The sequence below is a fragment of the Curtobacterium sp. ISL-83 genome (assembly GCF_018613895.1).
In the GTDB taxonomy this organism is placed as follows: Bacteria; Actinomycetota; Actinomycetes; order Actinomycetales; family Microbacteriaceae; genus Curtobacterium.
Map to the genome: position 1 here is coordinate 1 of NZ_JAGGPH010000016.1, position 20,129 is coordinate 20,129.

Annotated in this window: 20 protein-coding genes; 4 read left to right on the forward strand and 16 right to left on the reverse strand. The window is 73.7% G+C overall.

What is annotated here, in order from left to right; all coding sequences use genetic code 11:
- Window positions 1–59: 59 nt before the first annotated feature.
- The 10 genes from J7E22_RS14875 to J7E22_RS14920 form a co-directional block, all read right to left on the reverse strand.
- Window positions 60–794, reverse strand: a complete 735-nt coding sequence (locus J7E22_RS14875) for a zinc ribbon domain-containing protein (protein ID WP_214982620.1) — start codon at window positions 792–794, stop codon at window positions 60–62.
- A 2-nt stretch (window positions 795–796) separates the two neighbouring features.
- Window positions 797–1,642 (reverse strand): Nif3-like dinuclear metal center hexameric protein, encoded by an 846-nt coding sequence (locus tag J7E22_RS14880; protein WP_214982621.1) that lies wholly within the window; start codon window positions 1,640–1,642, stop codon window positions 797–799.
- A gap of 61 nt (window positions 1,643–1,703) precedes the next feature.
- The gene (locus J7E22_RS14885) at window positions 1,704–2,855 is read right to left on the reverse strand and encodes a hypothetical protein (protein WP_214982622.1); all 1,152 of its coding nucleotides are present in this window, start codon (window positions 2,853–2,855) and stop codon (window positions 1,704–1,706) included.
- A 128-nt stretch (window positions 2,856–2,983) separates the two neighbouring features.
- The gene (locus tag J7E22_RS14890) at window positions 2,984–3,526 is read right to left on the reverse strand and encodes an alpha/beta hydrolase (protein WP_214982623.1); all 543 of its coding nucleotides are present in this window, start codon (window positions 3,524–3,526) and stop codon (window positions 2,984–2,986) included.
- A 92-nt stretch (window positions 3,527–3,618) separates the two neighbouring features.
- A complete protein-coding gene (locus tag J7E22_RS14895; RefSeq protein ID WP_214982624.1) occupies window positions 3,619–4,578 on the reverse strand; it encodes a helix-turn-helix transcriptional regulator in 960 nt (319 codons plus the stop codon).
- A 165-nt stretch (window positions 4,579–4,743) separates the two neighbouring features.
- Window positions 4,744–5,163, reverse strand: coding sequence for an ATP-binding protein (locus tag J7E22_RS14900; RefSeq protein WP_214982625.1), 420 nt, complete (start codon window positions 5,161–5,163; stop codon window positions 4,744–4,746).
- A complete protein-coding gene (locus tag J7E22_RS14905; RefSeq protein ID WP_214982626.1) occupies window positions 5,160–5,498 on the reverse strand; it encodes an STAS domain-containing protein in 339 nt (112 codons plus the stop codon). Before J7E22_RS14905 ends, J7E22_RS14900 begins: the two co-directional genes overlap by 4 nt.
- Before the next feature lie 81 nt (window positions 5,499–5,579).
- A complete protein-coding gene (locus J7E22_RS14910) occupies window positions 5,580–6,791 on the reverse strand; it encodes a multidrug effflux MFS transporter (RefSeq protein WP_308159268.1) in 1,212 nt (403 codons plus the stop codon).
- Window positions 6,792–6,913: 122 nt separating this feature from the next.
- Window positions 6,914–9,571, reverse strand: a complete 2,658-nt coding sequence (locus J7E22_RS14915; protein ID WP_214982628.1) for a phosphoenolpyruvate carboxylase — start codon at window positions 9,569–9,571, stop codon at window positions 6,914–6,916.
- Window positions 9,572–9,692: 121 nt separating this feature from the next.
- Window positions 9,693–10,382, reverse strand: a complete 690-nt coding sequence (locus J7E22_RS14920; protein WP_214982629.1) for a heme oxygenase (biliverdin-producing) — start codon at window positions 10,380–10,382, stop codon at window positions 9,693–9,695.
- A 101-nt stretch (window positions 10,383–10,483) separates the two neighbouring features.
- On the opposite strand from J7E22_RS14920, the gene J7E22_RS14925 reads away from it, so the two are divergent.
- Window positions 10,484–11,353, forward strand: coding sequence for a siderophore-interacting protein (locus tag J7E22_RS14925; RefSeq protein ID WP_214982630.1), 870 nt, complete (start codon window positions 10,484–10,486; stop codon window positions 11,351–11,353).
- A 64-nt stretch (window positions 11,354–11,417) separates the two neighbouring features.
- A complete protein-coding gene (locus J7E22_RS14930) occupies window positions 11,418–11,984 on the forward strand; it encodes a GIY-YIG nuclease family protein (protein ID WP_214982631.1) in 567 nt (188 codons plus the stop codon).
- 158 nt (window positions 11,985–12,142) lie between these two features.
- Here the strand turns inward: J7E22_RS14930 and J7E22_RS14935 are convergent, their stop codons facing one another.
- The 6 genes from J7E22_RS14935 to J7E22_RS14960 all read right to left on the reverse strand — a co-directional run bounded on the left by J7E22_RS14935 (window position 12,143) and on the right by J7E22_RS14960 (window position 17,925).
- The gene (locus tag J7E22_RS14935; RefSeq protein ID WP_251009221.1) at window positions 12,143–13,771 is read right to left on the reverse strand and encodes a GMC family oxidoreductase; all 1,629 of its coding nucleotides are present in this window, start codon (window positions 13,769–13,771) and stop codon (window positions 12,143–12,145) included.
- Window positions 13,744–15,090, reverse strand: a complete 1,347-nt coding sequence (locus J7E22_RS14940) for an alpha/beta fold hydrolase (protein WP_214982632.1) — start codon at window positions 15,088–15,090, stop codon at window positions 13,744–13,746. The genes J7E22_RS14935 and J7E22_RS14940 overlap by 28 nt, the downstream gene beginning before the upstream one ends.
- 83 nt (window positions 15,091–15,173) lie before the next feature.
- Window positions 15,174–16,181, reverse strand: a complete 1,008-nt coding sequence (locus J7E22_RS14945) for a hypothetical protein (RefSeq protein WP_214982633.1) — start codon at window positions 16,179–16,181, stop codon at window positions 15,174–15,176.
- 42 nt (window positions 16,182–16,223) lie between these two features.
- A complete protein-coding gene (locus J7E22_RS14950; protein ID WP_214982634.1) occupies window positions 16,224–16,892 on the reverse strand; it encodes an RES family NAD+ phosphorylase in 669 nt (222 codons plus the stop codon).
- Window positions 16,889–17,491, reverse strand: a complete 603-nt coding sequence (locus J7E22_RS14955; RefSeq protein WP_214982635.1) for a hypothetical protein — start codon at window positions 17,489–17,491, stop codon at window positions 16,889–16,891. Before J7E22_RS14955 ends, J7E22_RS14950 begins: the two co-directional genes overlap by 4 nt.
- Window positions 17,492–17,673: 182 nt before the next feature.
- Window positions 17,674–17,925, reverse strand: a complete 252-nt coding sequence (locus tag J7E22_RS14960) for a DUF4287 domain-containing protein (RefSeq protein ID WP_214982636.1) — start codon at window positions 17,923–17,925, stop codon at window positions 17,674–17,676.
- Between the two features lie 202 nt (window positions 17,926–18,127).
- Between J7E22_RS14960 and J7E22_RS14965 the strand changes: the two genes are divergently transcribed.
- A complete protein-coding gene (locus tag J7E22_RS14965) occupies window positions 18,128–19,318 on the forward strand; it encodes an amino acid ABC transporter permease (protein WP_214982637.1) in 1,191 nt (396 codons plus the stop codon).
- Window positions 19,315–20,088 (forward strand): amino acid ABC transporter ATP-binding protein, encoded by a 774-nt coding sequence (locus J7E22_RS14970; RefSeq protein WP_214982638.1) that lies wholly within the window; start codon window positions 19,315–19,317, stop codon window positions 20,086–20,088. The genes J7E22_RS14965 and J7E22_RS14970 overlap by 4 nt, the downstream gene beginning before the upstream one ends.
- Window positions 20,089–20,129 lie beyond the last annotated feature (41 nt).

The window sequence follows — 20,129 nt, forward strand, 5'->3', positions numbered from 1 at the left end:
GGCCGCCGGGCGGGCCGCCGGGCGGGCCGCCGGGCCGCCCGCCGGGCCGGCCGGCCGCGCTACAGGCCGGACTCGGCCGTCCGCACCAGGATCGCGTCGCTGTCGGGGCACAGCACGACGTCGTCCGGCGCCGCCCGACGGATCGTCTGCAGGTCGGAGTTCGTCAGCGTCACGCCGGACGCCGTCGACACGCCGCCCTGCAGGAGCGACGCACCGAAGCCGTACCGCGCCCGCTGCCGGTCGTACAGGGCGAGCAGGTCGGCGGGGACCTTCGCCGCGACGTCCGCGCGGCTCCGGACGGCGGCGGCACGGTCGGCCTCGAGCCGGGCGATCTCGGCGTCGCGCTCGGCGGCGAGCCCGGAGCGTGCGGCCTCCACGTCGGCGAGCTGGGCCTCGATGTCCCCGACCCGGGCCTGGAGCGTGTCGAGCTTCTCCATGATCTCGAGCTCGGCGGTCTCGAGTGACCCGATCCGCCGCTGCAGGGAGTCCAGCTCGCTCTGCAGTCCCGCGGAGTCCTTGGTGCTGCCGGAGTGTGCCAGCAGGGTGGTGTCGCGCTCGACCCGGGCCTGCGCGGTCGCCGTGTCGGACTCCAGGCGGGCGAGGTCCCGCTCCGCGTCCTCGACGTCGCCGGTGGCCGCGGCGAGCTGGCTGCGGAGGGACGCGGCCTTGGTGCCGAGCTCGGTCAGCTGGTTGCCCTGCTGCAGCGACGTGATCCGGTGCGCGATCCGCGTCACGTCGTTGTCGAGCCGCTGGACGTCGAGGAGGATGACCTGGTCCTCGGGTGCTGCCTTCATGGTCAGACTCCTTGTGTGTCGGTGGTGGGTTCGGCGGCCGGCAGGACGGCGAAGTCCCACGGGTCGGTGCGGAGGTCGCTGACGGTGACGCGGACGCCCGCAGCAGCGCGGAGCTGATCCGCCGCCACGTCGAGCCACAGCCACTCGGTCGCCCAGTGCGAGGTGTCGATCAGTGCGGGGCCGCCGCCGAGCAGGGCCTGCTCGCGGAACTCCGACGCCGGGTGGTGGCGCAGGTCGCTCGTGATGTAGACGTCCGCGCCGAGGACCTCCGGGTGGCCGAGGTACGAGTCGCCCGCGCCCGCGCAGAGTGCGACGGTGCGGACGGGCTGGTTGAACGAGCCCGACACGCGCACGCCGGTCGCGGTGGGGGGCAGCACGTCGACGAGCGTCCGGGCGAGCGCCCCGAGGGTCGTCGGTGCGGCGAGTGTGCCGACACGGCCGATGCCCGTCGCGGGATCGGACCCCGGGTCCAACGGCCGCTGGTCGACGAGTCCGATGCGCTCCGCGAGCACGGCGGAGGTCCCCGTCGTCACGACGTCGGCGTTCGTGTGCGCCGCCACCAGAGCGGTCCCGCCACGGACCAGCGTCGCGAGCACGGAGCCCTTGTACGTCGACTCCGCGATGGTCGTGACCCCGCGGAGCAGCAGCGGGTGGTGCGTGAGCAGCAGGTCGGCGCCCAGTTCCACGGCTTCGCGTGCGGTCGCGGGGACGGCGTCGACCGCCAGGTGCACGTGCGACACGTCGGCGTCGGGATCACCGGCCACCAGGCCGACGGCGTCCCACGACTCCGCACCGACAGCGGGCCACAGGTCCTCGATCACGGCCTGGATGTCACGCAGCTTCGGCATCCCGCCAGTGTACCGAGCAGACCGATCCACCCGGGCCGACTCGCTCCCTGCCGGGGCCGGCTCAGCGGCGTCCGACGGCCCGGAGGATGCGGTCGACGAGTCGCGCCCACCAGCCGGCGGTCCGCACGTCGGCTGCATCCTCGGTGGACGCAGTCACCTGCGCGTCCGTGCTCGTGTCCGCCGCGTTCGCGGCCTCGGGTGCCCCGGCCAGCGTCGGCATGGCGACCGCCGCCGGCAGGACGACCGGCGTGCTCGCCGTCCGGCCCTCGTGCGCGGTCAGCGCCGCGGCGAACGCGGCACGGTCGATGACGGTGGGGCCCGTGGCGGGCTGCACGAGCGGCGCCGGGCGCGTGTTCGCGGACACCGGCGTCACGGCCTGGAGGCCCTGCACCGGTCGGACGGGTTCGTCACGACGACCGGTGGTCGCCACGACTGCCGGGTTCGCCACGACTGCCGTGGTCGGCTCGACTGCCGTGGTCGACTCGACGACGGCGTCGGCTCGGTCCACCTCGGCAGCGCGACGGCCCACGTGGGCGGTCCGAGGCGCGGGGACGGGGGCGATCGCGATGCTCCCGGTCGCTGCGCGGCGAGCGGCGGCGCGCTCACGGCGGTCGGCCTCGTCAGCCGCGTCGGCGAGCAGGTCGGCGAAGACGGTCCGCGCGAAGGAGCGTGCGGCGACGACCTCCGGGTCGTCGATCTCGGCGACGGTCGCCTCCCAGGCGGCGAGGCGCGCGAGGTCCTCGTCGCGGCGCAGGACCTCGTCCTCGAGCAGGACGATCCGGTCGATGGTGGGCCGGCCGGTGGCGGCGGAGACCAGGACGGCCAGGTCCTCGATCTGGAGCGCGAGCCGCTCCGGCGGTTCGGGGAACGACGGGGCGCAGAGCGCAGCGTGCCGGGCTCGGTCACGGGGGCGTCGGAACGCCGTGTCGTCCGAGGGAGCAGCAGCATCCGAGCGGGCAGCAGCAGGAGCGTCGACCGCAGCATCCTCGACGGCGGTCTCGACCACGGACGGTGCAGCAACGACCGGTGCGGCGACGAGCGCGGGACCGGCGACGACGTCCGCGTCCGGGCGCTGCACGGGGCCGGTCACCGGGGGGACGACGAGGTCGGCCAGGTACGGAGCGCGCGTCGCGGGGGCGTCGCGGAGCCACTCCTCGAGCTCGCGACCGAAGGGGTCGACGAGGGGGGTGCGTGCGCCGGACTGGGTCTCCATGTCGGAGAGGATAAATATCGCGGCGCTCGAATCCGGGGACATCCGCGGTGTGTCGCAGGAGTCGCTGCCATATCGCGCCGATCGTCCGGCGTGTCGTGATCCCCGTCCGTGCGTGCGCTCGGACCGCGTCAGAGGGTCCGTTCGAACGCCGCCAGGAGCGCTCGGCCGGCCCGCCACTCCCCCAGCCCGCTCGCCACGTTGACGTGCCCGGCGGCACCGACACGGACCGGCTGCGCGCCGAGCACCCTCGCGAACCCGAGTGCTCGATCGAGGCTGCAGTACGGGTCGTCGTCGCTCACGACGAGCTGCGCCGGCGTGTTCGTCCCGCCGGTCGGTTCGGTGAAGCCGCTGGCCGCGGACGGGAACGCGTCGCCGAGCGGATCCGGCGGGGCCACGAGGAAGGCTCCAGCGGCGCGGTCGGGATGCCGGACGAGCCACGTCGCCACGGCCAGGACGCCGAGGCTGTGGGCGATCACCACGGGCGGGGCGGGCACACGGTCGACCGTGCGGGAGATGGCGTCGTCCCAGTCGTCGGGATCCGGTTCGGACCAGGATCTCGGAACGATCCGCACCGCCTCCGCACCGCGGTCCACCTGCCAGCGGGACTGCCAGTGGTCGGGACCCGAGTCCCAGATGCCCGGGACGATGACCCACGGTCGCGACGGCTGCACCCCGGCAGCGTAGCGACGGCGGAGGCCTGCAGCCCAGTCGGTGACGCCGCGGAGGCTGCCGGAGGAACGAACACACCCGGATCGGCCGCTGGTCAGCCCTGCAGCGTGTCCCTCGGGTACTGGCCGAACCGCAGCGCGTACGCCGACGAGAACCGACCGAGGTGCGCGAAGCCCCAGCGCACCGCCACCGACCCGACCGTGGTCTCGCCCGGTCGAGCCGACCGCAACTCGTCCCGGACCCGGTCCAGTCGGATCCCCCGCAACAGGGCGTTGGGCGCGGTCCCGACCTGTCGCTGGAACGCCTGCTGCAGGCCGCGCACGCTCAGCCCGACGCGTTCCGCCACGTCGGTCGTCGAGATCGGCGTGTGCGCGAACGCGTGCATGTACTCGACGGCTTCACGGACGCGGCCGGTGGCGCCCTGCGGGAGCTCGATCTCGTGCACGACCAGGCGGTGCGGGAACGTGAACAGCATCGCCTCCGCCGTCTCGCGCGCCGCCTCGGCGAGGGCGAGGGGCGACGTGGCGTCCGAGCCGAGCACCGTCGCGGCCGACCGTTGCACGCGGTGGTTCCACGCGCGGACGTCAGCGGGTCGGGGTGGTTCGGCGTGGTCGAACACCACCGGGCCGGGCTGGACGCCGTGGACCTCGGCGGCGACGGTCTCCAGGTACGTGCGGTCGAACTGCACGAGGCTCTGGCGGATGTCCCGCAGGTCGAAGGCGAAGGGGCGACCGTTCGGGAAGACCACCGGCGTGCCCGGGGCGAGCGCGACCTCCTGGCGACCGGCGTCGATCGTACCCCCGCCGTCCGCGGTCCAGGTCACGACGTGCTCGTCGCGGACCTCGATCGTCCCCCGCATGCGGGCGTCGAACCGGGTGGACCGGAAGGACATCCGCTCGTCCCCGACGCCGCGGAACCGGTAGCCGAACGATCGGTCGGTCCGGGCGGCGCCGAAGCCCGCACCCTCGTACGCGTCCTCGTACAGGTGCACGGCCGCGTCGAGGTCGACCCCCGACGTCTCGAAGCGCATCCTGGGATCCGGCGCGGTTGTCATCGCGTGGATCGTGGCACGCCAGAGCGGTCGCTCCGCGCGAACCGACCGCGGGATGCGGATAGTGGCCGACCGAGTGCGTGAACCGGATGACGGGCGATCGGAGCGCGCCCGCCGCGCCCGTTCAGTCCCGAGAGCCGTCGAGTCCCGAGCGACCCGGGAGACGCCTCAGTGCCGCCCGCGGTGCGCCGTCCACCGGTTCGCGGTGTCCAGACGCTCGTAGCGCAGGTCCTCGAGCACCATCTGCACCAGGGCGAGGCCGCGACCGCTCTCGGCGAGGGCGTCGGCGTCCGGCAGGTGGGCGGTGGACGGGTCCACGACCGCGGGCGACCCGTCGTCGAGCAGTGCGACGTCGATCACGTCGGACCCGATGTCGAGCCGCAACGAGCAGGTCACGCCGTGGTCGCCACCGGCGTGCTCGATGACGTTCGACGCGAGTTCGATGAGTGCGAGTTCGAGTGCCATCCGGTCCTCGACGCTCACGCTCGGTTCGCGGTCCCACACCGAGGCGAGGAACGCGTGCACCGCGTTCACGTCGTCCGGCGGGCACGCCAGGTCGAGCACGTGCGCGGGCGCCACCGCGGTCATCCCCAGTCGGTCACTGCGGCGTCCCCGTCGGGGTACGTGCGCAGGATCTTGTCGATGTTCGAGAGCTGCAGGACCATCTGCACCTGCTCGGACGGTGCGGCGATCCGGAGGTCACCACCGGCCTGACGGGCGGTCTTCAGGCACCCGACCAGTGCGCCGAGGCCGGAGGAGTCCATGAACTCCACCCCGGACAGCTCGACCACGACCTTGGTGCGCCCCTCTGCGACCACGGCTGCGACGGCTTCGCGGAACGCGGGAGCCGACACCATGTTCAGGCGTCCGCTGCACTCGAGCACCGCGGCCTCGCTCGTGGCCTGGTGTACGACGATGTCCATCTCGGTGGGCCTCCCTCGGGTCCGTGCGCCTTGCAGAGAGCAACCTACCGGCTCCGACTCCGCATCCGCCCGAGGACGCGGTCAGCGGCCCGGCGCGGACCGCCGCGTCGCCACGACCTGCACCACCGCCGCCCCGGTCATGAGCACCGCCATCACGGCGCCCATCGCGAGCGCCGTGCCGCCGAGCAGCCCGGCCAGGGGCGTCCCGAGTCCCCCGAGTCCGAACGTCAACCCGCCCTGCAGCGCCGCCGCGGTCCCCGGGTGCGCTGCGCCGACGTGCTGGGTCCGCGTCATCGCCGCGGGGAGCACGAAGCCCCACGCGCCGGTCACGACCGCCAGGCAGCACCAGACCGCGACCGGCCCCCAGCCGCACAGTGCGGACACCAGGACCCCCGCCGCACCGGTCGCACCGACGGTGAGTCCCGCGGCGAGCAGCGTGTCCTCCGAGAACCGCCCGACGACCCGGCGGAACAACAGGGTCGTGATGATCATCATCGAGGCGTTCGTGGCGAAGACCAGGGTGTACAGCCCCTCGGAGAACCCGAACTCCGACTGGAACACGAACGAACTCGTGGCGATGTAGGCGAAGAACCCGATCGTGGACAGCACCCCGGTCAGCACGTACGCACGGAACCGCGGGATCGCCATGAGCGTCCGGATGCGGTCCCAGTTGTCCCCGAGGCCCACGCCGCCCCGCCGCTCCCGTGGCAGCGTCTCGCGGAACCGCAGCAGCACGGTGACGGAGAACACCGTCCCGAGCAGCGCGAGCACGACGAACATGAGCCGCCAGGACCCGACCGTCAGCACCACTCCCCCGGCCAGGGGCGCGACCACCGGACCGATCGCGTTCAGCGCCGCCATCGTCCCGAAGACCTTGGCCATCCGCGGCCCCTCGGTGACGTCGGACACCATCGCCCGGCCGGCCACCGCACCGGCAGCCCCGGCGAGTCCCTGGAACACCCGGGCGATGACGAGCGTCACGATGTCCGGCGCGAGCGCGCACCCGACGGACGCCAGCGCGAAGACGGCCGTGCCGAGCAGGAGCAGTGGCCGCCGTCCGATCCCGTCGCTCACCGGTCCGGCGAGGAGCTGCCCGATCGCGAAGGCCACCAGGAACGCCGTCAACGACAGCTGCACGGCACCGGCCGTGGTCCCGAGGTCGCGGGCGATCGCCGGCAGCGCCGGGATGTACATGTCGGTCGCGAAGGGCGACACCCCGACGATCAGCGCGAGCGGCACGATCGGCGGCAGCACGAGGTGGGTGGTCGGCTTCCGCAGGCGCTCCGTCGTCACCGCCGTCACGCTACCCCGCGCCGAATCGATTCGACCCCGGTTCGGGACGGAACAGCCTGGAGGCGCGGCGCCGGTCCGTCGGACCGGCACCGCGCCTCCAGGCGGTCACGCGGGAACGCGGATCAGCCGGTGTTCTGCAGGCCGGCGGCGATCCCGTTCACCGTGAGGAGCAGCAGACGGTGGTCGCCGTCGGCCGGGTCGGTGCTGCCGGAGGTGCGGATCGCACGCAGCGCGCGCAGCTGCAGGTGGGACAGCGCGTCGACGTACGGACTGCGGAGCCGGACGGCCCGGGCCAGGACGGGCCGGTCCTCGAGCACGTCAGCGGCGCCGGAGATGCGGAGCACCCAGGCGCGCGTGCGGAGCATCTCGTCGAGCACCTTCGCCGCGAGGTCGTCGCGGTCGGCGAGCTCGAGGTACCGGCGGGCGATCTGCACGTCGGTCTTCGCGAGCGACATCTCGACGTTCTTGATCATCGCGCCGAAGAGCGGCCACTCGGCGGCCGCGGTGCGCAGGACCTCGACGTCGCCGACGGCCTCGAGCGCCGACCCGAGTCCGTACCAGCCGGCCAGGTTGATCCGGGCCTGCGTCCACGAGAACACCCACGGGATGGCGCGGAGGTCTTCGAGGGACTCCACGGACAGTCCGCGGCGGGCCGGGCGGGAGCCGAGCGGCAGGAGGCCGAGCTCCTCCATCGGGGTGACCCGCGCGAACCACGGGGCGAATCCGTCCGCCTTCACGAGGTCGTAGAAGGCCGCGCGGGAGACGTCGTCGAGCTGCGTCGCGAGCGCGGCGAACCGGGTGGCCGCGACCTCGGTGCGTTCCTCGTTCGACGGGGACGACGCGAACAACGTGGCCGACGCCATCTGCTCGAGGTGCCGGGCCGCGATGTCCTGGTCGCCGTACTGGGCGAAGATGACCTCGCCCTGCTCGGTGAGCTTCAGGCGGCCGTCGATCGACCCCGGGGGCTGCGCGAGGACGGCTTCGTTCGCCGGGCCACCGCCGCGGCCGAGGGAGCCGCCCCGGCCGTGGAAGAGCGTCAGCTCGATGTCGTGGTCTGTGGCCCACTGCGCGATCCGGGCCTGGGCGTCGTACAGCGCCAGGTTCGCCGAGACGGGTCCGACGTCCTTCGAGGAGTCGGAGTAGCCGAGCATGACCTCGAGCCGCCGACCGGTCGCTGCCAGTCGCCGCTGGAACGGCTCGGTCGTGACCGCTTCGTCGAGGATGTCGACGCTGGCGTGCAGGTCGGCGAAGGTCTCGAACAGCGGGATCACGTCGAGCACCGGTGCGGCCTCGACCGAGCCGAGCGCGGCCACGGCGAGTTCGTGCACGTTCGCGAGGTCGGCGGCCGACTGGGTGAAGGAGACGATGTACCGGCTCGCCGCCCGGAGGCCGTACCGCTGCTGCAGCGACGCGATGGTGCGGAAGACCTCGAGGACCTCCTGCGTCATCGGGCTGAGCTCGCCACCGGCGCGGATCTCCGCCAGGGCGTTCCGGTGGACCTGCGAGTGCTGGCGGACCTCGAGCTCGGCGAGGTGGAACCCGAAGGTCTCGACCTGCCAGATGAGGTTCTGCAGCTCGCCGTTCGCGGGGCGGGGGGCGCCGCCGGCCACGAGCGACGTCTGGATCGTGCGGAGGTCCGCGAGCAGTGCCTCGGGGCCGGAGTACGCGAGGGGACGCTCGCCCCGTCGGGTGGCGTCGATCCGCGCCGCGACGAAGAGCAGTGCGCGGCGGTGCGTCTCGTTCGGCGCACGCACCCCGATGCGCTCCGCGATGGCCGGGTCGAGGTGCTCCTGCTCGGCGACGAGCGCGGTCAGCCCGGCGTCCGCCGGGGTCTCGCTCGCGTCGAGGGTGAGGGTGCTGCCGATCCGGGTGGCGGCACGGGTGAGGCCGAGGAGCACGTGCTCGGCGGCGATCTCGGCCGCCTGACGCGTGACGTCGGCGGTGACGTGCGGGTTGCCGTCCCGGTCGCCACCGATCCACGTGCCGAAGCGGACGAACGCGGGCGCCTGCACGGGCACGCGGCCGGCGTCCTCGCCGAGGAGCCGGTCGTCGAGCAGGCGGTACACCTGCGGGACGATCTCGAACAGCGTCTGGTCGAAGACGCTCATCGCGGTCCGGACCTCGTCGAGCGGGGTCGGCCGGGTGGTGCGGAGCGGCGAGGTGCGGAGGAGCGTCGTGATCTCCTCGAGGAGCCGACGCTCGTTCTCGGCGCGTGCGGTCGCGTTCTTCAGGCGGTCGCGCTCGTCGATGAGGTCCGTGATGCGCCGCACGGCCGTGGTGACCGCACGTCGGCGGGCCTCGGTCGGGTGGGCCGTCAGGACGGGGTGGAACCGGAGCCCGGCGAGCCGTGCCGCTGCCGCGTCGGCACCGACCTGCTCGACGAGCGAGGCGTACGTCGCGGGGAACGAGTCGCCCGGAAGCCCGCCGTCGTCGCCACGGGCACGCAGCACGCGGACGCGGTGGTGCTCCTCGGCGAGGTTCGTCAGGTGGAAGTAGGTCGTGAACGCCTGCGCGACGGCCTCGGCCCGCTCGGCGGACAGCCCTGCGACGATCGCTTCCGCGTGTGCCGCGCCGTCCGCGTCGGACCCCTCGTAGGCGCCGATCACCGCGGCGCGCAGGGACTCCACGTCCCGCAGGAGGTCGTCGCCGCCGGTCTCGCGCAGCACCCGTCCGAGCAGGTTGCCGAGGTACCGGACGTCCGCGCGCAGGTCGCTGTCGACCGCACCGCTGACGTCGTCCCGTGCGCGCCCGTGGCGCGTCTGGCCGTCGATCGCCGTCATCTGGTCCTTTCCGGTTCCACCCGGGAGGCTCGCCCGGGTCCGCCGGGAGGGTCGCCCCGGGTGGCAGCAGCGTACCGGCACCCCGATGCCCGTGACGACAACCGTCCGGACGGAACAGCGCTCAGGCGGAGGCGGTCCCGCGGGCGTACGACCGCCGCCGCTCGTCGAGTTCGGCGAGGAGCCCGGCGTCGAGCACCTCGGCGAGTTCGACCTCGGCGATGACCCGCTCCTGCTCCTCGGCGCTCCACGGCGCGGCGTCGAGCTGGGCCCGGTACGTGGCGGTGAACGCCGCCGGGTCGGCGACCTGGTCGAAGATGCAGAAGAGGATGCCGTTCGTGTCGAAGCCGAACCGGTCCTCCAGCAGCCGTCCCATCGCGTCCCCGGCGGACAGGTCCCCGAGGTACCGCGTGTAGTGGTGCGCCACGAAGCCGCCCGGCGAGGTGGCCGCGACGTCGTTGAGGCGTCGCACGTACGTCGTCGTGGCGGCCGACGGGCAGACGAGCTCGGACCAGTCCGGGCCGATGAGGTACTCGAGGTCCGCGCGGATCGCCGGCATCCGGGTGAGCTGCGGCGTGACGAAGGGCGCCACGACCGGGTGGTCGGCCATCCGGTCGGCGGCCCGCTCGAGCGCGTCGTACACGAAGGCGTACTGGCCGAGCAGGGCCGCGTAGTCGGCGACGTCGCAGTTCCCGGCGAGGAGGTCGGTCATGAAGTCGTTCCCCGCCGTGGCGCCCTGCGACCGGCGCCCCTCGGCCTGGAGGAGTCGCTGGGCCCGGAGCAGTTCGGAGAACGGGACGACGGGCGATGTCATGAGGTAAGGCTAACCTCAGTAGGGCATCCGTCAACCAGGGAGCGCCGGGTGTCGCAGGAGATCCGAGTGTCACAGCAGATCCGAGAGGAACGTCGTCCCCGATGAGCCAGGAGACCCCCGCCCCGAGCAGCGCGCGACCCGCTCGACCGCAGCACGTCTTCGTCGTCACCCGCACCGAACGGCTGTCGCAGCACATGGTCCGGGTCCACCTCGGCGGCCCCGCGTTCGACGCGTTCCTGGCCGGCGCGGACCCGGACCGGTTGGCGGCGACGGACCGGTACGTCAAGCTCCTCGTCGCGAAGCCCGGCCTCGGCCTGACGCCCCCGTACGACCTCGACGCCCTGCGGACGCTCCTGCCGAAGGCCGACCTGCCCGCGCGGCGGACCTACACGGTGCGTGCCGTCGACGTCGAGGCGCGCACCATCGCCGTCGACTTCGTCGTGCACGGCGACGAGGGTCTGGCCGGGCCCTGGGCAGCCGCGGCGGTCCCGGGCGACACGATCGCCCTGTCGGGTCCCGGCGGCGGGTACGCGCCGTCGACCGATCCCGCGGTCACGCACGTCCTGCTCGGGGACGACAGCGCCCTCCCCGCGATCTCCTCGGCGCTCGAGGCGCTGCCGGACACCGCGAGGGGGGTCGCGCTCGTCGAGGTGGCCGGCCCGGACGACGAGCAGCCGCTGCGGCACCCGGCGGGGGTCGACCTGCGGTGGCTGCACCGCGACGCCCCCGGCGCCGAGCCGGGCACCCTGCTGGTGACGGCTGCTTCCGGGCTGGAGCGTCCCTCCCGGCCGGTCCAGGTGTTCGCGCACGGTGAGCGGTCCGCGATGCAGGCGCTCCGCCGGCTGCTGCAGGACGACTGGGGTCTCGAACGCGCGGAGCTGTCGCTGTCGGCCTACTGGGCGCGCGGTCGGGCCGAGGACCGCTTCCAGCAGGAGAAGCGAGAGCCGGTCGGCACGATCTTCACCGCCTGACGGCTGCCGGGGGTGCGGCCGGCAGGCGCGGTGCGCGTCGGTGGGCGCGGCTAGCGTTCCCGGCATGGTCACCTCGTGCTGCGTGCCCGGTTGCGCCGGCGTCGTCCTCCCCGCGGCCGTCGGTACCGTGCCGTTGTGCGCCGGGCACCTCGTGCTCGTCGCCGACCTGGCCGAGGTGCACTTCGGCATCGAGGACGCACTCCCCGGCCCGTGTCCCGTCTGCGGCTCGCGGACCGGGGTGCGCTACCCGTCCGGGTCGGTGTGCGCCCGGTGCGAGTGGCGGTGGGGCGACGTGCCGGACGGGGACCTCGCGCCGCCGCGGGTGGACGTCGTGTACTACCTGCGGATGCGGGACGACTTCGGGGACCGCATCAAGATCGGCACGACGACGAACCCGCGCCAGCGGCTCGCGGCCATCCCCCACCAGGACCTCCTCGCGTTCGAGCGTGGTGACCGGGCACTGGAGCGGCGGCGGCACGCGCGGTTCGCGGCGACGCGGTACCCCGGGACGGAGTGGTTCCGGGTCACCCCCGAGCTGCTCGCCCACGTGGACGCCGTCGCGGCGGGCGTCAGCGACCCGTGGGAGCTGCACGCGCGGTGGACGAGCGAGGCACTCGCGCTGCGCGGGTGAGCCGGCGGCCGGCGGGCGCCGGGAGTTCGGGCGCGAGACGGGCACGTCCGCTCGAGGCGCCGCCGAGTTCGTGAGACGCCGCGGAAAACGGCGGCGTCTCGAACGCAATCGGGCGTCTCGCGCGCAATCGGGCGTCTCGCGCCGACGGGGGCGTGTCGTCACCCCAGCGGCATCCGCAACGCGCCGTCGTGGTCGTGCGTCCCGGTGGCCGTCGGATCGGTGCGGAGCATGCGGTCCGCCGTCCGAAGCGACAGCGCCATGATCGTCAGCGCCGGGTTCGCGATGAGCGAGCTCGGGAAGACCGAGTTGTCGGCGATCCACAGGTTCGGCACGTCCCACGAGCGCCCGTCGGGATCCACCACCGAGCGGTCACGGTCCCGGCCCATCCGGGCAGTGCCGATCGTGTGGGCGGTCCGCTCGAGCACGCGCACGTCGGTGCCTCCCGCCGCTTCGACGATGGCGGTCATGGTGCGGACCGCGTGCTGCTCGATGGCCCGCTCGTTCGCACCGGACGAGAACGTGACCCGGGCACGTGGGACACCGTGCTCGTCGCGCTCCTCGGCCAGGACCAGCTGGTTGTCCTCGGCGGGCAGGCACTCCGCGTTGATCCCGACTCCTGCGGTCCGGGGGTAGTCGCGCATCGCACGCACCAGCTCCGCACCACGGAGGCCCCCACCCCGCACCAGGGTGGTGGCGAACGTGAGCGGCTGCACCCCGAGGCTCTGGATCAGGTAGCCGCCGGCGAAGTCCGCACCGGCCGGGCGCACGAAGTCCTCGGTGATGATGGAGGACGGGTACCCGCGGTACGAGCGCATCGACTCGTCGAAGGTCGCCCACACCTGCGTCGCTCCGTGCGCGGTGAAGTTGCGACCGACCTGCCCGCTGCTGTTCGCCAGCCCCGTGTGGAGGAGCAGGCGCGGGGTCTCGACCCCGCCCGCGGCGAGGACGAGCGATCGGCAGCGCTGTCGGCGCTCCCGCCCACCGGACGTGTACAGGACGGCCTCGACCCGACCGGACGCGTCCAGCTCGATGCCGTGCACGAAGGAGCGGGGACGGATCTCGGCCCCGAAGGCCACGGCGGCGGGCAGGTAGGTGGTGTCCATCGAGACCTTGGCGCCGTTGCGGCAGCCCTGGTGGCACGATCCGCACGAGACGCAGGCGTGTCGGAGGCCGTGGTGCTCCTGCATCCGGTCCTCGGTCGTCAGCGCGACGGGAGCGTCCACCGCGGTGATCCCGAGCGCCGCCGTCCCGCGGAGCATCATGTCCGAGGACGCGTTCCGCGCCGGCGGGCGCATCCGGTACCGGCGACCGGGGTCCCACGGGTAGTGCTCGGGACCGGCGACGCCCACGTCGTGCTCGACCCGCTCGATGTACGCGGTCAGTTCGGCGTGGTCGATCGGCCAGTCCTCGCCGCGGCCGGACTCGGTGCGGAGCCGGAGGTCGTGCACGCTCGGCCGCGGGGTGAACGCACCCCAGTGCAGGGTCGACCCGCCGACGCCCGTGCCGCTGTTGTTCGGGCCGAACGCCGTAGGGGCGTCGCCGCCGGAGAGTCGCTCGCTCATCCAGTTGATGTCGGCGGGGGCCTCGACCTCGTCGGGCAGGTGCTCCCCCGGCTCGGTGTTGTCGCCCGCCTCGAGCGCGACCGCCGTGAGGCCGGCGCGTGCCAGGCGTGCGAGCAGGGGCGCACCGCCCGCTCCCGTGCCGACCACGACCACGTCGACCACCTCGTCGTCGCCGTACCGGCGCTGCGTGTCGAGCTTCATCGTCGTGCTCCCGTCGGTTCCCATGCTTCGCGCGATCCGGCGGAGAGGAGCTGGAAGCCCTGCTTGCGGACGCCGTCGCCGCCGTTCGCGAAGCCGTCGTAGTCGATCTCCGCCATGGTCGCTGGGTGCGCCAGCCAGTGCCGGACCAGGTCCACGCTGGCGTCCTCGAACCACAGCCGGAGCTGCTCGGCCGTCATGGTCCGGCCGTCCGCGCCCGTGCCGGCGGCGACCTGGTCGAGCACGTCGGCCAGCTCGGTGCCCGGGTGGGCCGCGGCCGAGGCGACGGCGTCGAGCGCCGCACCGTACGCCTCCCGGTCGGTCGGCATGCCGTCGTGCCGCCACCCGTCGCCGTCCCCCGCCGCCAGCTGCGCGTCGACGCGCAGAGCCAGGTCGACCTGCGGGCCGTCCGGCTGGGGCACCACGATGCGCGCGACCGCGCGGAGCGTCTCGAGCTGGGACCGGGTGAGCACCTGCGGCTCGGCGGCGGGGTCGTCGGGCAGGGACCGGGCGGCGAGGGCCTTCCGGGTGCGGGCACTGACCCGCGGCGAGGCGATCACCCGCGCCGTGCCCCGCGGCACGACCGGCCCGTGGTCGACGCGGTCGGCCCAGAAGCCGCCGATCGCCGCGGCGACCTCGTCCGGGCGTTCCCAGGGCAGCAGGTGTGCCGCACCCTCGATCACCCCGAGGGTGCCCTGCGGCCAGTGCGGGAGGGTCAGGTCGCGCTGGGCGTCGACGCCGAGGTCGCCGTCCTCGGCACCGGCCAGCACGAGGGCCGGGACCGGGTTCGGGGCGGCGCTGCCGGACCAGTCCTCACGGCTGCCGCGTTCGAGCCACGCACGCCACGCGGCCGGGTCGCTGCGTTCGACGTCGTCCAGGGCGGTGTCGAGCCGATCGGGAGGCAGCGTCGTGGCGGTGTTCGCGTCGACGAAGGTGCGAGCGTGCTCCGACGAGATCGCACGTCCGGCGACCCAGCCGAGCATCTCGGTCCGACGGTCCTCGTCCATCGGCTCGGGTGCGAGCGGCGACGCGGCGAGCAGGACGACGGCACGCAACCCGAACAGGCCGTTCGCGCCGGACATGGTGCGGTCGGCGACCACCGTGGCGATCTTCCCGCCCATCGAGTGCCCGATCAGCGCCCACTGCGTCGCACCGCTCGCCCCGATCGCGTGTTCGACGAGCACGGCCATCTCCTCGACCGTGGCGCCCGCGGATCCGCGGCTCGTGCCGAAGCCGGGCAGGTCGATCCCCACCAGGTCGAGCCGACCCGCCAGCCGGGTCCGGAGGAGCGCGAACTCCTCCGAGCTCGAGCCCAGGGCGTGGAGGCAGAACGCGGTGGCCGTCATGTCTCGGTTGTACCGGTGACTCGTCACCGGACTCAGGCCGGTGTACCCCGCAGGGTGTGACGCGAGCGCGGGCCGGGACACCGTCACCGGGCGTACGCGTCGACGAAGAGCGGCCCGCGCAGCTCGCGCAACGTGTCGACCAGGCGCTCGATGGTCCGCGCCGAGATCCCGGAGACCTGGAGGTCGTACGGTCCGAGCGCGGGCAACCGCCCGGTCCGGATGCGGACGACCTCCCACCCGACGCCGCGGACCGCGCGGTCCTTCCGGCGGTCGGTCTCCTGGCGTGGACCGACGTGCTCCAGCCCGTGGCGTCCGGTGGAGTCGTACTCGATCGCGACGCGGAGCTCCGGCAGGATGATGTCGGGCCAGGCCTCGACGTGGTCGAAGAACGGACGGTCCAGTCGGATGGCCGTGTGGTCGAACGTGAAGGCGAAGCGGTCGGACAGCGCGGCCCGGAGCTCGGCCTCCACCGCGGAGGCCGTCGCCGGGGCGCACGCGCTCGGGAACGACTCCCCCGACGGCAACCGCGGGGTCTTCGGACAGATCGTCCGCTGCACTGACTGACCGGTGCCGCCGCCGCGTGCCGGAGCCCGGCCGATGCTGCCCGGCGAACGACCGGAACGGCCGGACCGCGTCGCACGGGTCGACGGCACCGCTCCCGACGGTCCGGAGGGGACGCCGCGGGACGGGGCCGCGGGCAGGGTCTGGCGGCCGACGGTCCGGACCGCTCGCTGCGGCACCGGGACCGCTTCCGGCCAGTCCTCCGGCAGGACGGGCCACCGCTGGGGTTTCGCCTGGACGGCGCACTCCGGGCACCAGACCGATCGGCGGCGCTCTCGGCCGGGACGGGACCGCTGTTCGGCCGGCGTCGCGACGAAGACGTGGCCGACGTCGCACTCCCAGGTCAGCAGGACCTCGGCCACGGGCGGTACCTGGCTGAGCACCACGCCGTGGTTCCAGTCCGGGTGGTACTGCCGGATCAGCACCGGCCAGGACGCCCACTCCGCGCGGAACTCCCCCACGGCGTACGGGACGGCGGTGCCGCGCGACCACTGCCGCCGGCGCCACCACGCATCGACGGGTTCGGCCACGCCGGTGACGCTACGGAGCACCACCGACACTCGGACGGCCGGTCAGTCCGCCGGCGGCGTCGCGAACGTGAACCGTTCCGGACCGGACTCCGCGCCGTCGTCGAGCACGCGGATGCCGGACTCCCGGCAGGCCGTCACGCCGTCGCGGTGCACCCGTTCCGGGCGCGGACGCTTCGGGATGCCGGCCGCACCGAACACCGCCCACGCGTTCGCGGCCGAGGCGCTCGTGAAGCGCGTGCTGTAGCGGACCCCGGCGAACCCGGCGGCGTCGAACGCACGCGCCCAGGCCTGCGGCACCCGGTAGTCCCCCATGGTCTGCAACTCGGCCCCGACGCCGAAGCGGACGGCGGAGGGGTGCGTGACATCGGCGAAGCGTCGGCCCCGGGAGGCCCGCGCCGCGACGACGACCATCTCGCGCGCCCGCGCCGCGAACACCGTGTTCGTGGTGAGCACGTGGTGCGCGAGCCGTTCCCGCACCGCGACCTCGACCGCGTCCGCCCAGTAGCAGGTACCGCGTGGGACGGCGAGGTCGAAGCGTCCGCCGTCGACCCCGTCGGCGTCCGGTTCCGTGCTCGCGAACCACCATGCGCCGCGGTCGTGGCGCTTCGCCCGGTAGAACGTGGTCCCCCGGGACTCCTCGGCGGGGAAGTCCGCCAGGTCGAGGTCGTCGCGCGGGGCGCGCTGTGCGACCTCGTTCCGGCTCGGCGTCACGCGTCCGCCGCCCACGCGTGCGCAGCGCGGCGGGCAGCAGCGAGCACCTGTTCTTCGCGACCGTCGCGGAGCGCCTGGGCGGCCGTCGTCCCGCCGAACTCGTCGGCGACGGTGTTCAGCCACAGCGCGCTGCCCCACGGGTCGATGCGGTCCGGGTCGATGAGCGCCAGGACCTGCCGGAGGTTCGGGAGCGGTGCGCCGGAGGCCCCGAACTGGAACGACGGGAACACCAGGCTGCCGTCGCCGATCTTCAGCCCGATGAGGTCGCGCTTCGCCGTCGCCTTGCTGAGCGCCTGCCGCGTCACACCGCGCCACGCGGCCAGGGTCGGGGTGTCGTAGAACGGGCCGATCAGAACGTCCGCCTCGTGCTTGACCGCGGGCAGGGACGCCACCATGCGGTCGGCGAGCAGGTCGACGTCGGCCCCGTCGTCGAGGGCGCCGTCGGCACGACCGTCGAGGATGCGGCGGCGGAGGGCGGCGAGGAGCGCGTCCTCGGTCCGGGTGAGCGTTGCGCGCTGCCCCGGTGCGCGCTGCCCCGGTGCGTCGTGCGTGGCCCGCTGTGTCTGCGCCGTTCGCTGTGTCTGGCCGGTCGTGGTCATCGAGGTCCACCCTTCGTCAACCGTGTCAACCCAGTCTGTCAGACGAGCGACAACCGCGTCAACCATAAGGACCGCCCCGTCGTCACCCGACCACCACGGCAGACCCACTGCGTCCGATGCGGGACATCCACCGCACCGGGAGCGACACGGCGGGGAGCGGCACCACGACCAGGGACCACCCGTCAGGACTCCTGCGCGCCCCGCACGTACGCCACGATCGCGTTCGCGTGCCCGTGGCCCAGACCGTGTTCGGACTTGAGCCACGACACGACCTCCATGTGTCGCTGATCGCCGAGCCGGTCCGCCGCCAGGTCGAGCCACTCCTGCACGGGACGGCCGTACGTCCGCTCGATGCTCGGGAAGTAGGACGCCGGTCCCTTCGCCTTCGTCCCGTCGGCGGGCGGCTGCGGAGCGGTCACGCGGTGGGTCGTCATGTGGGTCACGATAGCCCCGACGGCCCGGCGGCCGGGCCCCGACAGCCCTCGACGACATCCCGCGCGCCAGCCCCGGCAACACCGCCCCGGCGAACCGTCACGGAACGTCATCGTCGACGCGACCGTGACGCCGTGTTCCGCCCCGTGCCCCCGTGTTTCGTCGGCCGTTGTCACCCGCTCGGGCGCCTCCTACCGTCGCCGCATGACCGACATCAGCGAAGCCCCCGCCGGGGTGACCGGACGGAACGACAGCGCCAGCGGGACCTCCCTGGCGGACGCACACCGCGCCTCCCGGCTGCGTGGGCCCGGACCGGAGGACCACGCGGCGGTCGACGCGGCCGCACGCGCCGCACGGACGCGCCCCGTCGTGCCGCTGCGCCACCCGGTGCGGTGGGTCGCTGCCGGACTCGTGGTCCTGGTGCTCCTCGACTTCGTCGAGACGCTCTTCACGAACGCGGCGTGGGGGTGGCCGGCCGTCGGGAAGTGGCTGTTCAGCACGGCGATCCTCACCGGACTGCAGCTCACGCTCACCGCGACCGCCCTGAGCGCGGCGATCAGCTTCGCGGGCGGTGTCGTCGTGGCGATCGCCCGGCTGTCGCGGAACCCGGTGCTGTCCGGGCTCGCCTGGGGGTACGTGTGGCTGTTCCGCTCCGTGCCGCTGATCCTGGTGCTGGTCTTCCTGTACAACCTCGGCTCGCTGTACCCGTCCATCGGCGTCGGCGTCCCGTTCGGTCCCCAGGTCCAGGTCCCGACGACGAACGTCCTGAGCGACCTCGCCATCGGGGTCATCGGGCTGAGCCTGACCGAGATCGCCTACGCCTCGGAGATCGTCCGCGCCGGGGTGCTCGCCGTCGACCACGGGCAGCACGAGGCAGCGCAGGCACTCGGGCTCCCCCGGCGACGCCAGTTCCTGCGGGTCGTCCTGCCGCAGGCGATGCGCTCGATCGTGCCGGCGTTCGTGAACCAGGTCGTCGGTCTGCTCAAGGCGTCGTCGCTGCTGTTCTACGTCTCGATGCTCGACCTGTTCGGGGTCGTGCAGAACCTCAGCAGCACGTACCCGACGGACGTCATCCCGCTGCTCGTCGTCGCGACGATCTGGTACCTCGCGCTCACGAGCGCCGTGTCGGTCGTGCAGCACGCGGTGGAGCGGTGGACGGCTCGGGGGTCGGTGCGGGAACTCCCGCCGTCGCCGCTCCGGCGGCTGCGCACCGCGGTGCGGAACGGGCGGACGGGAGGCGCGAATCGGCTGGCCGAGGACGCCTCCGCGCGCCAGGCGGTCGCGTCCGGGGACCCTGGCGGAACCGCTGCCTCGGCCTCTGCTCCTGCTCCGGCTTCGGCCTCGGCTCCTGCTCCTGCTTCGGCCTCGGCCGCCACACTCGGGAGGACCCGATGAGCGCCGCGATCGGTGTCCACGGCGCCGTGAAGGCCTTCGGCGGGACCACCGTCATCGACGGGATCGACCTGGAACTCGAGGCCGGCAGTGTGACGGTCGTCCTCGGCCCCTCGGGGTCCGGCAAGTCCACGCTGCTCCGGGCGATCAACCACCTCGAACCGCTCGACCGCGGGATCGTCACCATCGGCGACGAGACCATCGGGGTGCGGCTCCGCACCGGACTCGACGGTGTCCCCCGGTACAAGGAACTGCCCGAACGGCTCATCCTGCGACAGCGCGCCCGGATCGGCTTCGTCTTCCAGCACTTCAACCTGTTCCCGCACCTCACGGCACTCGAGAACGTCGCCGAGGGACCGATCGCCGCCGGGGTCCCCCGAGCGACCGCGAAGGACCGGGCACGCGCCCTGCTCGACCGGGTGGGACTCGCCGACCGCGCCGACGCCCGACCGCGGCAGCTGTCCGGTGGGCAGCAGCAGCGGGTCGCGATCGCCCGGGCGCTGGCCCTCGAACCCGACGTCGTGCTGCTCGACGAACCGACCTCCGCGCTCGACCCCGAACTCGTCGGTGAGGTGCTCGCGGTGATCGCGGCGCTCGCCGCGTCCGGCACGACCCTGGTGATCGTCACGCACGAGGTGGCGTTCGCCCGCGAGGTCGCCGACCACGTCGTGTTCCTCGACCGCGGGCGGGTCGTCGAGCAGGGGCCGCCCACCCAGGTCATCGACGACCCGCAACACCTCCGGACGCGCGAGTTCCTCTCGCGCGTGCGCTGAACCGGCACCCGCGCCGCACCCACCCCGCCTCCGACCGCCAT

Excerpts from the sequence above, each read along its gene's own strand:
- J7E22_RS14940 (WP_214982632.1), bottom strand. The coding sequence starts at position 15,090 with ATGACGGCCACCGCGTTCTGCCTCCACGCCCTGGGCTCGAGCTCGGAG.
- J7E22_RS14920 (WP_214982629.1), bottom strand. The coding sequence starts at position 10,382 with ATGACATCGCCCGTCGTCCCGTTCTCCGAACTGCTCCGGGCCCAGCGA.
- J7E22_RS14965 (WP_214982637.1), top strand. The coding sequence starts at position 18,128 with ATGACCGACATCAGCGAAGCCCCCGCCGGGGTGACCGGACGGAACGAC.
- J7E22_RS14880 (WP_214982621.1), bottom strand. The coding sequence starts at position 1,642 with ATGCCGAAGCTGCGTGACATCCAGGCCGTGATCGAGGACCTGTGGCCC.
- J7E22_RS14895 (WP_214982624.1), bottom strand. The coding sequence starts at position 4,578 with ATGACAACCGCGCCGGATCCCAGGATGCGCTTCGAGACGTCGGGGGTC.
- J7E22_RS14885 (WP_214982622.1), bottom strand. The coding sequence starts at position 2,855 with ATGGAGACCCAGTCCGGCGCACGCACCCCCCTCGTCGACCCCTTCGGT.
- J7E22_RS14955 (WP_214982635.1), bottom strand. The coding sequence starts at position 17,491 with ATGACCACGACCGGCCAGACACAGCGAACGGCGCAGACACAGCGGGCC.
- J7E22_RS14915 (WP_214982628.1), bottom strand. The coding sequence starts at position 9,571 with ATGACGGCGATCGACGGCCAGACGCGCCACGGGCGCGCACGGGACGAC.
- J7E22_RS14935 (WP_251009221.1), bottom strand. The coding sequence starts at position 13,771 with ATGGGAACCGACGGGAGCACGACGATGAAGCTCGACACGCAGCGCCGG.
- J7E22_RS14970 (WP_214982638.1), top strand. The coding sequence starts at position 19,315 with ATGAGCGCCGCGATCGGTGTCCACGGCGCCGTGAAGGCCTTCGGCGGG.
- J7E22_RS14875 (WP_214982620.1), bottom strand. The coding sequence starts at position 794 with ATGAAGGCAGCACCCGAGGACCAGGTCATCCTCCTCGACGTCCAGCGG.
- J7E22_RS14960 (WP_214982636.1), bottom strand. The coding sequence starts at position 17,925 with ATGACGACCCACCGCGTGACCGCTCCGCAGCCGCCCGCCGACGGGACG.
- J7E22_RS14905 (WP_214982626.1), bottom strand. The coding sequence starts at position 5,498 with ATGGACATCGTCGTACACCAGGCCACGAGCGAGGCCGCGGTGCTCGAG.
- J7E22_RS14930 (WP_214982631.1), top strand. The coding sequence starts at position 11,418 with ATGGTCACCTCGTGCTGCGTGCCCGGTTGCGCCGGCGTCGTCCTCCCC.
- J7E22_RS14900 (WP_214982625.1), bottom strand. The coding sequence starts at position 5,163 with ATGACCGCGGTGGCGCCCGCGCACGTGCTCGACCTGGCGTGCCCGCCG.
- J7E22_RS14925 (WP_214982630.1), top strand. The coding sequence starts at position 10,484 with ATGAGCCAGGAGACCCCCGCCCCGAGCAGCGCGCGACCCGCTCGACCG.